This window comes from Nonomuraea helvata (genome assembly GCF_039535785.1).
GTDB classification, from domain to species: domain Bacteria; phylum Actinomycetota; class Actinomycetes; order Streptosporangiales; family Streptosporangiaceae; genus Nonomuraea; species Nonomuraea helvata.
On record NZ_BAAAXV010000008.1, the window covers coordinates 565,208 to 580,144 of the forward strand.

The window sequence follows — 14,937 nt, forward strand, 5'->3', positions numbered from 1 at the left end:
GCCCGGAGGGCGTCTCCGGGGCATCAAGGGAGAAGCGGGGGCTCCCAGTCGACTTCTGACTCAAGAGCCTTGACCACATCCGATGTTTCGCCTACGTTACCCGCAAGTCGAGACGTGCGAAATATTTCGCACCTCCCTAACGGCAGAGGGTGTCACGGATGTCAGATTCCCGTATCGAGGACTTCCGGCAGCGCAGGTTCGGCCTGTTCGTCCACTGGGGGCTCTACGCGCTGGCGGCCCGCCACGAGTGGGTCAAGCAGCGCGAGAACCAGACTGATGAGCAGTACCAGCGATACTTCGAGCGCTTCGACCCCGATCTGTACGACCCCGACGCCTGGGCCGAGGCCGCGCAGCGGGCCGGGATGCGCTACACCGTGTTGACCGCCAAGCACCACGACGGCTTCTGCCTGTGGGACTCGGCTCTGACCGACTACTGCGTGAGTGGCACGCCGCACGGCAAGGACCTGATCGGTCCCTTCGTCGAGGCGTTCAGGGGCAGAGGGCTCGGGGTCGGGTTCTACTACTCGCTGCTGGACTGGCATCACCCGGACTTCCCGATCGACGGGCTGCATCCGGCGTACGTCGAGGGTGGCACGTTCCCCGACCGGGATGTCACCAAGTACGCGGACTACCTGCACGGGCAGGTCGAGGAGCTGCTCACCCGCTACGGCCCCCTTGACACGCTGTGGTTTGACTTCTCCTACGCCGGCCGGGTCAGGCAGGGCAAGCCGGTCTACGGCGGCAAGGGCAAGGCCGAGTGGCGCTCGGAGGAGCTGGTGGACAAGATCCGCCGCATCCAGCCGGACATCCTGATCAACAACCGTCTGGAGCTGCCGGGCGACTTCACCACACCGGAGCAGTTCCAGCCGCCTGGCCCCCTGCCGACGGTCTGGGAGGCCTGCCAGACGCTGAACGGAAGCTGGGGCTACGACCGGGACAACCACGCGTGGAAGTCGCCAGGACTGCTCATCCGCATGCTGATCGACTCCGTCTCCAAGGACGGCAACCTCCTGCTCAACGTGGGCCCCAACGGCCGGGGCGAGTTCGAACCGCGGGCACTCGACACGCTGCGGGAGATCGGCGACTGGATGCGGCTGCACAGCCAGTCGATCCACGGCGCGGGGGTGAGCCAGTTCCAGGCCCCGGAGGACTGCCGCTACACCCAGCGCGGCGACCGGCTGTACGTGCACGTCCTGTCCTGGCCGTACCGGCACCTGCACCTGCCGGGCCTGGCGGGCAAGGTCCGCTACGCGCAGCTGCTCAACGACAAGTCGGAGATCCGCATGTGGGCGCCCGACCCCAAGGTCGACAACGGGAACGTCAACTACTTCACGCTGCCCGAGGGCACCCTCACCCTCGAGCTTCCCGTACAGCCGCCGGATGTCGCCGTCCCGGTGATCGAGCTCTTCCTCTGAAAGGCGTTACCCCCCATGAACAACCCCCTGCGCGGCCTGGACACCGCCGGCCTGAACCGGCGCCAGATTCTCAGCCTCGCCGCCATGGCGGCGGCCGCCGTACCCCTCAGCGCCTGCGGGAGTGGCCCGCGCACCCGCCAGGCCGGTCCGACCTCCTCGGCGTCGAGCAGCTCCGAGGTGATCAACCCGGACCGGCCGGAGAGCGCGTTGTTCCCCTACGACGAGGCGGAGAAGCTCTTCGACTCGCTGCCGTGGCCCACGACCAAAGTGCCGGAACCCACCTCCAAGGTCACCGTCACCGTCGCGATCATCCCGGGTCAGCGGCACGAGGTGCGGCACGCCCAGTTCGCCAAGTTCTTCAAGAAGCGGCACCCGAACATCGAGATCAAGGTGGAGGTCACGCCGTTCGACGACTTCCGCACCAAGTACCTGACGGGCGCCGCCAGCGGGGTGCTGCCCGACGTGATGTACTCGCAGTTCCAGTGGGGGCAGAGCTTCATCAAGAACAACCTGTACCTCCCGCTGGACGACTTCATCGCGGAAACGCCCGACTTCAACCGCGCCGACTTCTCCAAGGCGGCGCTCAGCTACTGGGAGCGTGACGGCAAGCTCTACGCGCTGGGCACCGACTCGGCGCCCAAGCTGCTCTTCTACAACAAGGGGATCTTCGAGAAGGCGGGCGCCAAGGTGCCCGACGCCTCCTGGACCTGGGACAAGCTCATGGAGGCCGCGCGCGGGCTGGTCTCGGGCACGGGTGCGCAGAAGATCTTCGGGTTCACGCCGGTGCCCAAGCCCACCAGCGACCTCACGGCGACGTTCCTGCTCGCCTTCGGCGGCCGCTACCTGACGGCCGACGAGCGCAAGTGCGTGATCGAGGAGCCGGCCAGCCGCGACGTCCTCAAGCGCTGGATGGACCTGCTGATCAAGGACAAGGCGATGCCGGACCTGGCCGAGACGCAGGCCACGGCGAAGGTCGAGCCGTTCACGCTGAACAGGGGAGCCCTGTACGTCGGCGGCGCGTGGAACATCGTCACCCTGCTCACCCTGCCGGCCGAGCAGCAGTTCGACTGGAGCCTGACGCACGTGCCCAGCGGTCCCGAGGGCCGGTTCACCCCGGTCCTGGGCAGCGCCTTCGGCATCACCAGCAAGACCCGCAACCCCGAAGCGGCGTGGATCGTGCTCAACTCCCTGCGCTCCTACGCCGGTCACCGCTTCTTCCTCGACACCCCGCCGTCGCGGCTGTCGGCGTTCGAGGAGAACCTCCAGGCGCTCAAGCTCGACAAGGCGGTGATCGACACCACCAAGGAGTCGCTGCACAAGTACGGCACCAGCGACGGCGTGCTGAGGCTGCCCGCGACGCCCAAGCTCGAGGACCTGACCAAGCCGATCTGGGAGCGGGTCATGTCGGGCTCGCTGTCGGTGGACGAAGGGCTCAAGCAGGTCACCGAGCGCGTCACTCCCATGCTGGCGGAGAACGTCTGATCATGGCCGCCTCCCCGCTCGTCCGGCGCGAGGCCCGCCGGTTCCACCTGTTCGCCCTGCCGTGGACCATCGGCTTCGTCTTCTTCACCGGCGGGCCCATCATCGTGTCGCTGGTGCTCAGCTTCACCCGCTACGAGCTGCTGTCGGCCCCGGAGTGGGTGGGCCTGGACAACTACGTGCAACTGCTCCGGGATCCCGACTTCTGGGTGGCGACGAGGAACACCATCTACTTCGGCGCCGCCTCCGCCACGGCCGGGGTCGTCTACAGCCTCGCCGCGGCGCTGCTGCTCAACATCAAGCTGCGCGGGCAGGCGATCTTCCGCACGATCATCTACATGCCGTCGGTGATCTCCGGCATCGCCACCGCACTGCTCTGGATCCACGTGCTGCATCCCGACTACGGCCTGGTCAACTACCTGATCGGTCTCCTGGGCGTGCAGGGGCCGGGGTGGTTGACCGACGCGAGCTGGGCGATCCCCGGCCTGGTCATCATGACGACCTGGACCACCGGAAACGCGATGATCATCTTCCTGGCCGGTCTGCAGGGCGTGCCCGTCTCGCTGTACGAGGCCGCGCACATCGACGGCGCCGGCTGGTGGAGCAGGTTCAGGAACGTGACGGTCCCGATGATGTCGCCGGTCATCTTCTTCAACCTGGTCGTGGGATTCATCGGCAGCCTGCAGGCCTACCAGCTCATCCTGTTCATGACCGACGGAGGGCCGGCCAACTCCACCCTGGTCCTGGGCCTGTACGTCTACCGCTACGCCTTCAAGTACTTCGAGATGGGCTACGCCTCGACGATCGCCTGGGCGCTGTTCTTCCTCGTCATCGTGTTCACCGTGATCCAGTTCGGGCTCGCGCGCCGCTGGGTCCACTACGAGGTCAAGTAGGTCACGAGATGGCAATCAAGGTCCTGCCCGCACAGGCCCGCCCGGTGGAGAAGCGGCCCGCGGCCCCCGCCCAGGCCGAGCGGATCCGCCGGGTCCAGCGTCTGACGGCCTACGCGCTCCTCGTCCTGGCCTCGGCGGCCAGCCTGCTTCCCCTGCTGTGGATGCTCACCACCGCGCTCAAACCGGCCGGAGCCGTGCTGGAGTTTCCGCCGAGGTTCATCCCCGACGTCTTCACCTGGTCCAACTTCCCGGACGCGTGGATGAGCCTGCCCTTCAACACCTTCCTGGTCAACAGCGTGGTGGTGACCACGCTGTCGATCGTGGGCAATCTCATCTCCTGCATCCTGCCCGCCTACGCCTTCGCGCGGCTGCGCTCGCGGATGCGCGGCATGGCCTTCACGCTGATGCTGGGCACGATGATGATCCCCGCGCAGGTGGTCATCGTGCCGCGGTTCCTCCTGTTCTCCAAGCTGGATCTGGTGGACACCTTCTGGCCGCTGTTCCTGCCCAACTTCTTCGGCACCGCGCTGTACATCTTCCTGCTCCGGCAGTTCTTCACCACGATCCCGCAGGAACTGGTGGAGGCGGCCCGCATCGACGGGGCGGGGGAACTGCGGATCCTCTGGCGGATCATGATCCCGCTGTCCAAACCGGCGATCGCGACCGTGACGCTGCTGTCGTTCGTCGGGGCCTGGGGCGAGTACATCGACCCGCTGATCTACCTGCGCTCGACGGAGAACTACACGATCCCGCTCGGCATCTCGCTGTTCCGCGGCCAGTACTCCGACGACTACAACCTCATGATGGCGGTGTCCATCCTGGCGCTGGTTCCGGTCATCGTGGTGTTCCTGGCGGCGCAGAAGTACTTCATCAGGGGGATCATGCTCACCGGCATAGCGGGAAGGTAGCCCCCGGGCATGTTCGGCAGGGCTCGCTCGAAGGGCGAACCCTGCTGTGCTCAGCGCCCCCGTACGATCAGCCGCAGCAGCCGCCGCGGCCGTTTCGCGCGGAATGCCCCCGCTCGTTGACCTGCGGAAACGGCACGTCGGGCACGGGCCAGTCGACGGCGGACCGGAATCCCGCGAACAGCGTGTCCCAGTCGTAGGAGCGCCCCTCGCCGATGTCCAGCCACTGTCGCACGCGGTACGGCTCCGCGATGACCGTCGACATGTGGTAGCAGGGCCCGTAACCGAGGATCTCGAGCGCCGTCTGCAGGGACCTCGTGCCCGTACGGCCGAAGCCCGCGCCGATCACCTTCACCTGGTGCTCACCGCCTTGCGCGTCTCTGATGCGGCTCTGATCTGTGCTGTCTACCGTCGCGATGAATCCCGATAAACGGCCTGTACGCCTACCGCCGATCAAAGCACAGAGGAGCCGCACATGCTCTTCCCGAGTTCCCTTCTCGACGCGCTGCGCGAGACGCCCGGCAGCACGGCCTTCGAGCACGGCGACAGGACCGTCTCCCGGGGCGAGCTGCTGGAGCTGATCGGGCGGCTGGCCGGCGCGTTGCGTGCGGCGGGCCTCGGTCCGGGACGGGCGGTCGCGATCGGCACGGCCGTCACGCCCGAGTCGTTCGCCGCGCACATGGCCGCCCACGCGCTGGGCTGCCGCGTGGTCGGCATCCGGCCCGGGTACCCGGAGGGGCAGCTCGCCCACATCCTCGGGATGGACGTCGACGCCCTCCTCGTGGACTCAGCGACCGGCCCCGCGACCGGCCCCGCGACCGGCCCCGCGACCGGCCCCGCGACCGGCCCCGCGACCGGTCCCGCGACCGGTCCCGCGACCGGCCCCGCGACCGGCCCCGCGACCGGTCCCGCGACCGGCCCCGCAGCCGACCCCGCGACGGCCGCGCCCGACCTGGTCAGGGCCGCGGCGCGCCATCTGCCCGGAAAGCCCGTGTTACGCCTTGACGAGCTCCTGCGGCACCCCGGCGACGGCAGGGCGCTGGACGTGGCGGCCCGCCCCGACGACGTGGCGCTGCTGACCTTCACCAGCGGCAGCACCGGCCGGCCCAAAGGGTGCGCGATCACGTACCGGGCGCTCACCGAGCACTGGCTGTGGCAGCCGCGCCGGTGGTCGCCCGTCGCGGCCCGGCTCGCCAGGGGATTCGAGCGTTACCTGCTGTTCGGCACGCTCGCCAGCATGGTCGTCATGGAGTTCGTGGCCCCGTGCCTGCTCGGCGGCGGCACCGCGGTGATCCACGAGGACGACGGGCGGCCCATGTTCCCGTACGCGATCGAGCGCTACCGGATCACCGGCTCGATCATCACCGTGCCGAAACTTTCCCAGATGCTGAAATTTCTGGATGAGGTGGATGTGAGTAGCCTGCGGGCGCTGATGGTGTCCGGCTCGCCGATCAGCCCCCGGCGGCTGGCCGCGGCGGCCCAGAGGCTCGGGCCCGTCGTCTACCAGGGGTACGGGCAGACGGAGGCGGGCAACATCGCCATGCTCACCCCGGAACACATCGCCGCGGGCGTGCTGGAGCCGGTTGGCCGCCCGCACCCCGGGGTCGAGATCAGCGTGCGCGACGAGGACGGCGAGGAGGTCACTCGCCACACCCAAGGCGAGATCCACGTACGCAGCCCGTACCTGATGAAGGGCTACTGGGGCGACGATGAGGAGACCCGCGCGACCCTGCGGGACGGTTGGCTGCGCACCCGCGACCTCGGCCATGTGGACGAGGACGGATTCCTCCACCTGGCGGGCCGCTCCCGCGACGTGGTCATGGTCAACGCGATGGTCGTGTACGCCGGCCCGATCGAGCGCGTGCTGACCGCTCACCCCGACGTGGACGAGGCGTACGTGGTGGGCGCCCCCGACGAGGGCACCGGCGAGGCCGTGCACGCGTTCGTCGTCCCGTCCGCGGGACGGGCTCCCGGCCGCGACGCCCTGAGAGCGCTGGTACGGCAGGAGCTCGGCGAGGACAGCGTCCCTCAGACGATCACCATCGTGTCCGCCGTCCCGCTCGCCACCAGCGGAAAGCCCGACAAACGCGCCCTCTCTGAGCAAATTCTGAGAATTGCCCGCCAACACTGACGTTGACCGTTCAATCACATCGCTGTGACGGAGGCGTCAGTGCCGGACACGACCCTGGACCACCTGGTGATCGGCGCGGGCCCGGCGGGCCTGCAACTGGGGTACTTCCTGCAGCAGCAGGGGCGGGACTACCTGATCCTCGAGGCGGGTCCCGCACCGGGGCAGTTCTTCCGCACGTTCCCGCGCCATCGCACGCTCATCTCGAGCAACAAGAAGCACACCGGGTGGGACGACCCCGAGCTCAACCTCAGGATGGACTGGAACTCGCTGCTGTCGGACGACCCGGACCTGCTGTTCACCCGCTACAGCGACCGGTACTTCCCGCCCGCCGACGACATGGTCCGCTACCTGTCCGACTTCGCCGGCAAGTGCGGCCTGCGCATCGCGTACGGCTCACGTGTGGTCCGCATCGACCGATCGGGCCTGTTCCAGGTGACGGACGAGTCCGGCCGCAGGTACGAGGCGAAGCAGATCACCGTCGCGACCGGCGTCACCCAGGCCAACATCCCGCCCATCCCCGGCATCGAGACCGCCGAGCTGTACGCCACCGCCTCCGTCGACCCGGCTGATTACCTCAACCAGCGGGTGCTCATCATCGGCAAGGGCAACTCGGCCTTCGAGACGGCAGACAACCTCATCGAGACCGCCGCGGTGATCCACGTCGCGGGCCCGCACTCGGTGCGCATGGCCTGGCGGACGCACTACGTCGGCCACCTGCGCGCGGTCAACAACGGCCTGCTGGACACCTACCAGCTCAAGTCGCAGAACGCGATCCTCGACGGCGACATCAAGCGCATCGAGCGGAAACCGGACGGCACGTACCTGGTGACGGTCTCCTTCGCCCGGGTGAACGAGGTCACCAAGGACATCCCGTACGACCGCGTGATCCTCTGCACCGGCTTCCGCTTCGACGCGTCCCTCTTCGGCGACGGCTGCCGGCCCGAGCTGGTGATCAACGACAGGTTCCCGGCGCTCACCCCGGCCTACGAGTCCGTCAACGTGCCGGATCTCCACTTCGCCGGGACGATCACGCAGTCGCGCGACTTCAAGCACGGCACCAGCGGCTTCATCCACGGCTTCAGGTACGGGGTCCGCGCGCTGCACCGCGTCCTGGAGTCCCGCTACCACGACGTGCCCTGGCCCGCCAAAGAGCTGCCCGCCGACCCGGCGGCGCTCGCGGCCGCGGTCCTGGAGCGGGTCAATCGCACGTCGGCGCTGTGGCAGCAGTTCGGCCTGCTCGCCGACGTCATCGTGCTCGACAACGGCGCCGCCCGCTACCTGGAGGAGCTGCCGTACGACCTGCAGGGCCCGCCGATCGGCGACCGCGGCCACTTCGCGATCACCCTCGAGTACGGCCCCGACCACGACAAGATCGACCCCTTCGACATCGAGGTGGGCCGCATCCGGCAGAGCGACTCGGCCCGCGCCCACGAGGGCCACTACCTCCACCCCGTAGTCCGCCACCACGTGCCCGGGCAGGCCCCGGTCGCCCACCACATCACCGAGAACCTGGAGAACGAGTGGACCTCCCCGGAGATCCACGTCGAGCCGCTGCGCGCCTTCTTCGCCCGCCGCACGGCCGCGGTTCCGGTGTGATGGAGCGGTTGAGCCTGCGCGAGTTCGAGGCCGCGGCCCACGACCGCCTCGAGCCCGCCCACTACGACTACTTCGCAGGCGGGGCAGGAGACGAGATCACCGTGCGCGCGAACGAGGTCGCGTTCGAACGCCTCGGCCTGCTGCCCAGGGTGCTGCGCGGCACGGTCAAGCTCCAGACGGGCGTGACCCTGCTCGGCAGCCGCGCGGCCATGCCCGTGCTGGTGGCGCCGACCGCGTTCCACCGGCTCGCCGACCCGGAGGGCGAGCGGGCCACGGCGCGGGCGGCCGCCGCCGCGGAGACGATCATGATTGTCAGCATGGCCGCGACCGTCGCCGTCGAGGACGTGGCCGCCGCCGCGCCCGGAGCCCGGCTCTGGTTCCAGCTGTACGTGCAGCCGGACCCGGCCTTCACCGAGGCCGTCGTGCGCCGCGCAGAGGCGGCCGGCTGCGGGGCGCTGGTCGTCACCGTGGACTCGCCCGTGCTCGGCCTGCGCGAGCGGGACCTGCGCAACGGCTTCCACGACCTGCCCGAGCACCTGTGCTGCGAGAACATGCGCGACGGCGACCGGGTGCGCCCGATCGCCATGTCGCCCGGGCTGTCGTGGGAGCACATCGACCGGCTCAGGGACATGACCGCGCTGCCGATCGTGCTCAAAGGGATCACGCATCCCGAGGACGCCCGGCTCGCCCTCGGCCACGGCGTCTCGGCGATCATGGTCTCGAACCACGGCGGACGGCAGCTCGACACCGTCCCCGCCACGATCGACCTGCTGCCGGACGTCGTCGCGGCGGTCGGCGGAGCCGTGCCCGTGCTGCTGGACGGCGGCGTCAGGCGGGGCACCGACGTGCTGAAGGCGCTGGCGCTCGGGGCCGCGGCGGTCGCGGTCGGCCGCCCGGTGATCTGGGGGCTGGCCGCGGACGGCGAGCGGGGGGTGACCCGCGTGCTCGGCCGGTTGCGCGCGGAGGTCGAGCACGCGCTCACCCTGTGCGGCTGCGCGTCCGTCAGCGACCTCGAGCCGGGCATGGTGCGACGGCTGTGTTGATCATGCTGGTCGCGCTGGCCGTCGTCGTGAGCCTGCCATGGTGGCTGCCCGGCAGGGTCGTGGCGCTGCGCGTACGCGTGTTCAACCGGATCAACGGCGACGAGGGCATCCCCGTCCCCGGCGACCTCGTGGGCATCGACCGCTTCAAGGAGGTCTACTCGCACCCCAACGCGAGCGGGCGGAGCAAGGGCGCCGCGCTGTCGGACCTGTTCTGGTACTGGCTGTCGCCCGGCCCCGAGATGCACCAGGAGCACCTGGAGGCGGGCGAGCGGTACGACGCCGTGGCCAGGACGACGCGCGGGCTGCTCGCCGTGCCGCGCGCGGAGGCCGAGGAGCTCACGCGCCGCTGCGCCGCCCGCACGCTGGCGGGCCTCCGGGGGCTGGTGCGGCTGCGCGACGTGGTGATGCCGCTGTGGGCGGAGTTCTCGTACGAGCTGGTGTTCGCCGAGCCGTGCCCGCGCGAGGCCCGCGACCTGATCGTCGGCAACGCCGACGACGTGGTCTCCTCGCTCAAATGCACCGGTCTGCGGCACATGGAGCGTCGCCGGCGCCTGACCCGCTACCTGCTCGGCCGCCTGTCACAGGTGCGGATCCCCCTCCCCGCCGGCCTGTCGCCCCAGGAACAGGCGTACTACCTGCACGGCGCCTTCTTCACCACCGCTGTCGTCCAGATGTCGGAGGCGACGGCCCACCTGCTGATGGTCCTCGCCCAGCACCCCGGCGTGCAGGACGGGGCCCGCACGGGCGACGACCGCTACCTCGACCACGTGATGGCCGAGACGCTGCGGCTCTACCCGCTCTTCGGCATCGCCCACCGCATCACCACCGGCGAGATCCCGCTCGACGAGCACACCACGATCCCGGCCGGGGCGGTGCTCTGCTTCAACTACCCCGACTTCCACCGCGCCGGATTCGCCGATCCTGAGCGCTTCGACCCCGGCCGCTTCGCGCATTCTTCCCAGCCGGCCAAGGAGCTCAACCACATCCCGTTCGGGGTCGCCGCCAACCGCCCCTGTCCCGCCTGGCGGCTGGCCCCTATCGCCATGCGGACCGCGGCGCGGGAGGTCCTGCACCGGTACGCCCTGGACTCCTCGGCCGCCCACACCCGCTCCCTGCCCAACCGGGGACCGTGTCTGCTCACGCCGTTGGGCGCGCCCCGGCGCGTGCGGCCCGTACTCGCCTTCATGCGGGTCCGCGACCGCTGGGAGGACGTCTGGCGCAGCCTCGTGCAACTCGTCCTCGGCACGTACATGGTCTGGGACGCCCGCCGGAAACGGCTCTGTGAGCGCCACTTCCACCACTCAGCGGAGAACTGACATGCCCGTCCTCTTGATCGCCCGCGTCGCGGCCCCCGACCCGAACCTCGCCCTCATACTCAAGGTCCTGCCCGCCCTCGTCGTCATCCTGATCACGGCGGCGATCTGCGGCCGCCTGGCGCAAATGGTGATGCAGCCGCGCGTGCTCGGCGAGATGGTCGCCGGCGTGCTGCTCGGCCCGACGTTCCTGGGCTGGCTGTTCCCGGAGGCGCAGGCGGCCCTGTTCCCCCGGGAGGTCAGGCCGGTCCTGTACGTGCTGAGCACCATCGGGCTGACGCTCTACATGTTCCTGGTCGGCGCCGGCCTCGACCACAGCGCACGGACACCGGGCGAGGTCCGCAAGGCGTCCGCGCTGGCCGCCGCCGGCATCGTCCCCTCACTGCTGCTCGGCTTCGGCGCCGCGCTCCTCCTGTACGACATGCTCTCGCGCCCCGAGGTCAGCCCGTTCCAGTTCGCCCTGTTCGTCGGCGGGGCGCTGTCGCTGACCGCGTTCCCCATGCTGGCCAGGATCCTGTACGAACGCGGCCTGGAGAACTCGCCCATCGGCCGCCTCACCCTCCTCGCCGCCTCCATCGACGACGCGCTGGCCTGGTGCCTCCTCGCCGTCCTGTCGGCCATGCACCTCGGCTCCGGCCCCACCGGCGCGCTGCCCACCATCGGCCTGACCGCGGTGTTCGCCGTCGTGATGCTCAAGGTCGTCGCCCCCATGCTGCGCCCCCTGGGCAGGACCGTGGCCCGCACCGGCCGGCTCGGCGCCACCGGCATGTACGTCGTCATCCTCGTGCCGCTCACCGCCGGCTGGCTGACGGACTGGATCGGCGTCTACTCGGTCTTCGGCGGCTTCTTCGCCGGCCTCGCCATGCCGCGCGACCCGGCGTTCCGCCAGGCGCTGCACGGCCGCATGATGGAGGTCGTCTCGACGCTGCTGCTGCCGGCGTTCTTCACCTTCTCCGGCCTGAACACCCATCTCGGCGGCATCGCGGGCGGCGGCATGGTGCTGGCGTTCGGGCTGATCCTGCTCGCCGGGTTCAGCGGCAAGTACTTCGGGTGCTCGCTGGCGATGCGCGGTCTCGGGTTCGGCCGCCGGGAGTCGTACGCGGTGGGCGCCCTGATGAACGCCCGCGGGCTGATGATCCTCATCTTCATCAACATCGGCCTGGCCCAAGGCATGATCACCGACGCGCTCTTCGCCATGCTGGTGCTCGTGGCCGTCATCACGACGGCGGGCGCCCTGCCGCTGTACAAGCTGGCCCTGCCCGAGCGCCTCGAGAACGCGACCAAGGTGGCCGAACCTCCCGAGCTTGTCAGGTCCAATCCGTCGTGATCGCGCAGGTGAGCCGGGGTGCCTGCGGTTTCCTGACGAGTGGATCTTGTAATACCGCCAGTGGTGGTGTAACCGTGGTCACGTGGCTGCTTCACCGGGTGCGGTCCGTGGGCTGCTGATCATCGAGGACGACCGCGAGCTTGGGCACATGCTCGTCGACCTGTTCACGGAGCAGGGTTACGCCGTCGATCTGGCGCTGGAGGGGCAGCGGGGGCTGCACCTGGGGCTGAGCCGCGCGTACGACGTGCTGATCGTCGATCGCGGCCTGCCCTCCCTCGACGGGATCGACCTGCTCCGGCGGCTGCGCCGGCGGGCGGTCACCACGCCCGTGCTCATGCTGACCGCCTTCGGCTCGCTCGCCGACCGCGTCGGCGGGCTGGACGCGGGCGCGGAGGACTATCTGGTCAAGCCGTTCGAGATCGACGAACTGCTGGCCAGGGTGCGGGCCCTGCACCGCAGGAACATCGACCACGCCAGGCTGCTGCCGCTCGGCGCGGGCTGGCTGGACTCCGAGTCGCACATCGTCCGGCTGCCGAGCGGCGAGCAGGTGGCGCTGTCGGGGCAGGAATGCCGGCTGCTCAGCGCCCTGGCGGCCCGGCCGCGGCAGGTGCACACCCGCACGTCGCTCCGGCAGCGGGTCTTCGACGGTGCCCAGAAGGAATCGATCGTGGACACGTACGTCTACTACCTGCGCAACAAGCTGGGATCAGGGGTCGTGTACACCGTGCGAGGCGTGGGCTACCGCCTGGGTGAGTTATGAGCCTGCCGGTGTTCGGCGGGCGGGCCGATCCGCACCGGCAGGACTTCGAGAGGCGGCTGCTGAGGCGGGCCCGCCGCCGCCTCACCGTTCAGGTCGCGGGCGCGATCTCCGTGGTGCTCACGCTCGGCGGCATGCTGGTCTACTGCTTCGTGGTGCACCAGCAGGCCGACTCGGCGCAGCGCGACCTGGCCGCCGCCGCGACCGGTGCCTCCATCGACCACCCTCCGCCTTGCGTGTGGCTCTCCGAGCTGCGCGACGGCGCCGTGCGGAGCTCTCCCGGCGCGCCGGAGGAGCTCCCGGTACGCCTGGACCGCCTGGCCGCCGGCTCCCTGTCACGGGTCGAGGAGGTCGAGGTGGGCGAGCACGCGTACCTCATCCGCACCCAGCGGCGCGGCGACACGACGGTCCAGGCCGCGATGGACCTGCGCTACCAGGTCGCGGAACGCCGGCGGCTGCTCCGCACGCTCGGCGGCGCCGAGGTCGCGGGCCTGCTGGCCGCGCTGCTGGTCGGCCAGGTCATCTCCCGCCGCGCCATCGCCCCGCTGGGCGAGGCCCTGGCGCGCCAGCGCCGCTTCGCCGCCGAAGTCAGCCACGAGCTGCGCACCCCGCTGACCCGCCTGCACACCCGCGCCCAGCTCCTGTCCCGCCGGCTGCGGGGCGACACGGACCGGATCCTGCTCCTCGACGAGGTCGACCAGCTCGTCACCGGCACCAGGCAGCTGGGCGAGGTGGTGGAGGACCTGCTCCAGTCGGCACAGTTCCAGCGCTTCCGCCGCCCGTTCGGCCCCGTGGACCTGGCGGTGCTGGCCTCGGAGCTGGCGGTGGCCGAGAACGCCCGGGCGGAGGCCCAGGGGGTGACGATCGAGGTCCGATGCGAGGGCCCGGGCGACCACGTGGTGCGAGGCGTGGAGTCCGCGCTGCGCCGGGTGATCTCGGCCCTGCTGGACAACGCGCTGGGCCACACGCGCGTGGGCGGCCACATCTGGATGACTCTCTCCAGGGACCGCGAGACCGTCCTGCTCAAGGTCCGCGACGACGGGGTGGGCCTGGATCCGGCGCAGGCCGAACGCCTTTTCACCCGGTTCGTGGGCGGAGGCTTCGGGCTGGGGCTGGCGCTCGTACGGGAGGTGGTGGAGGGCCACCGCGGCACCGTCACCGCGGACGGCCGCCCCGGCGCCGGCGCCACCTTCACCGTCCGCCTCCCGGCCGGCCGGACCGGCGCGCCGCCCCTTTGGGCGCCACCCGCCCGCGAGCCCGAACGCCGCCTCTGAGCGATCAGCACCTGCTCTCCGCCGCGATCAAGGGCCCTGCTAGGGTGCGGCGCATGAGTGGGCGTGGAGTTCTTGTCACAGGTGCGTCGAGGGGCATAGGCAGGGCGATCGCGGCGGCGTTCGCCGCGCAGGGCGACCGGGTGGCGGTCCACCACCGGGACTCGGCGAAGGACGCCGAGAGCCTGGTCGCGGAGCTGCCCGGCCAGGGTCACGTCATCGTCCAGGCCGACCTGGCCGATCCCGAGGCGGCGCGGCGCATGGTGGACGCGGCGGCGCGGGAGCTGGGCGGGATCGACGTCCTGGTGAACAACGCCGGCGTCTACTTCCTCCACCCCCTCACCGAGACGTCCTACGACGAGTGGCGAGCGGCCTGGCAGCGCACGCTCGACATCAACCTGATCGGCCCGGCCAACGTCACCTGGTGCGCCGTCCGGCACATGCCCGCCGGCGGCCGCGTGATCAACGTCTCATCGCGCGGCGCCGTCCGCGGCGAGCCGGACGCCCCGGCCTACGGGGCGAGCAAGGCCGGGCTGAACGCGCTGGGCCAGTCGCTGGCCATCGCGCTGGCCCCGCGCGGGATCGCGGTGGCCGGGGTGGCGCCCGGGTTCGTGGAGACGGACATGACCAACGAGTACCTCAAGGCCCCGAGGGGGGAGGAGATCCAGGCGCAGAGCCCGTTCGGGCGGGTGGCGCGGCCCGACGAGATCGCCGCGGCCGTCGTCTACCTGGCCTCCCCGGCCGCCGAATGGGCCAGCGGCGCGGTGCTCGACCTCAACGGCGCCTCCTACCTCCGCTGACCCGCGA

13 protein-coding genes are annotated in these 14,937 nt (G+C 70.3%); 12 read left to right on the plus strand and 1 reads right to left on the minus strand.

All coding sequences use genetic code 11. The features are described 5' to 3' along the window. Nucleotides 1–158 precede the first annotated feature (158 nt). The 4 genes from ABD830_RS30145 to ABD830_RS30160 are packed head-to-tail and all read left to right on the plus strand — an operon-like array spanning nucleotide 159 to nucleotide 4,695. Nucleotides 159–1,415 carry an alpha-L-fucosidase gene (locus tag ABD830_RS30145; protein WP_344994645.1) on the plus strand — a complete coding sequence of 419 codons (1,257 nt, stop codon included), beginning with the start codon at nucleotides 159–161 and terminating at the stop codon, nucleotides 1,413–1,415. Between the two features lie 15 nt (nucleotides 1,416–1,430). Beyond that, nucleotides 1,431–2,897: an ABC transporter substrate-binding protein gene (locus tag ABD830_RS30150; protein ID WP_344994648.1), complete on the plus strand. Its 1,467-nt coding sequence runs from the start codon at nucleotides 1,431–1,433 to the stop codon at nucleotides 2,895–2,897. Nucleotides 2,898–2,899: 2 nt separating this feature from the next. Further along, nucleotides 2,900–3,787 carry a carbohydrate ABC transporter permease gene (locus ABD830_RS30155; RefSeq protein ID WP_344994651.1) on the plus strand — a complete coding sequence of 296 codons (888 nt, stop codon included), beginning with the start codon at nucleotides 2,900–2,902 and terminating at the stop codon, nucleotides 3,785–3,787. 8 nt (nucleotides 3,788–3,795) lie between these two features. Next, nucleotides 3,796–4,695 (plus strand): carbohydrate ABC transporter permease, encoded by a 900-nt coding sequence (locus ABD830_RS30160; RefSeq protein WP_344994654.1) that lies wholly within the window; start codon nucleotides 3,796–3,798, stop codon nucleotides 4,693–4,695. 67 nt (nucleotides 4,696–4,762) lie between these two features. On the opposite strand, the gene ABD830_RS30165 is transcribed toward ABD830_RS30160, so the two are convergent. Further along, nucleotides 4,763–5,047, minus strand: a complete 285-nt coding sequence (locus tag ABD830_RS30165) for a sulfotransferase (RefSeq protein ID WP_344994656.1) — start codon at nucleotides 5,045–5,047, stop codon at nucleotides 4,763–4,765. A 120-nt stretch (nucleotides 5,048–5,167) separates the two neighbouring features. On the opposite strand from ABD830_RS30165, the gene ABD830_RS30170 reads away from it, so the two are divergent. From ABD830_RS30170 to ABD830_RS30205, 8 genes are all read left to right on the plus strand, one after another. Continuing rightward, nucleotides 5,168–6,823 carry an AMP-binding protein gene (locus ABD830_RS30170; protein WP_344994658.1) on the plus strand — a complete coding sequence of 552 codons (1,656 nt, stop codon included), beginning with the start codon at nucleotides 5,168–5,170 and terminating at the stop codon, nucleotides 6,821–6,823. Nucleotides 6,824–6,862: 39 nt separating this feature from the next. After that, a complete protein-coding gene (locus ABD830_RS30175) occupies nucleotides 6,863–8,419 on the plus strand; it encodes an NAD(P)-binding domain-containing protein (protein ID WP_344994660.1) in 1,557 nt (518 codons plus the stop codon). Next, nucleotides 8,419–9,462: an alpha-hydroxy acid oxidase gene (locus tag ABD830_RS30180; RefSeq protein ID WP_344994663.1), complete on the plus strand. Its 1,044-nt coding sequence runs from the start codon at nucleotides 8,419–8,421 to the stop codon at nucleotides 9,460–9,462. Before ABD830_RS30175 ends, ABD830_RS30180 begins: the two co-directional genes overlap by 1 nt. Nucleotides 9,463–9,464: 2 nt before the next feature. Next, on the plus strand, nucleotides 9,465–10,778 hold the full coding sequence (locus tag ABD830_RS30185) for a cytochrome P450 (protein WP_344996004.1): 1,314 nt from the start codon (nucleotides 9,465–9,467) through the stop codon (nucleotides 10,776–10,778). Nucleotide 10,779: 1 nt separating this feature from the next. Continuing rightward, nucleotides 10,780–12,102 carry a cation:proton antiporter gene (locus tag ABD830_RS30190; RefSeq protein ID WP_344994666.1) on the plus strand — a complete coding sequence of 441 codons (1,323 nt, stop codon included), beginning with the start codon at nucleotides 10,780–10,782 and terminating at the stop codon, nucleotides 12,100–12,102. An 82-nt stretch (nucleotides 12,103–12,184) separates the two neighbouring features. Continuing rightward, nucleotides 12,185–12,862, plus strand: a complete 678-nt coding sequence (locus ABD830_RS30195; protein ID WP_344994668.1) for a response regulator transcription factor — start codon at nucleotides 12,185–12,187, stop codon at nucleotides 12,860–12,862. Then, nucleotides 12,859–14,133, plus strand: coding sequence for a sensor histidine kinase (locus ABD830_RS30200; protein WP_344994670.1), 1,275 nt, complete (start codon nucleotides 12,859–12,861; stop codon nucleotides 14,131–14,133). Before ABD830_RS30195 ends, ABD830_RS30200 begins: the two co-directional genes overlap by 4 nt. Before the next feature lie 53 nt (nucleotides 14,134–14,186). Beyond that, nucleotides 14,187–14,930 (plus strand): SDR family NAD(P)-dependent oxidoreductase, encoded by a 744-nt coding sequence (locus tag ABD830_RS30205; RefSeq protein WP_344994672.1) that lies wholly within the window; start codon nucleotides 14,187–14,189, stop codon nucleotides 14,928–14,930. The last annotated feature ends 7 nt before the right edge of the window (nucleotides 14,931–14,937 follow it).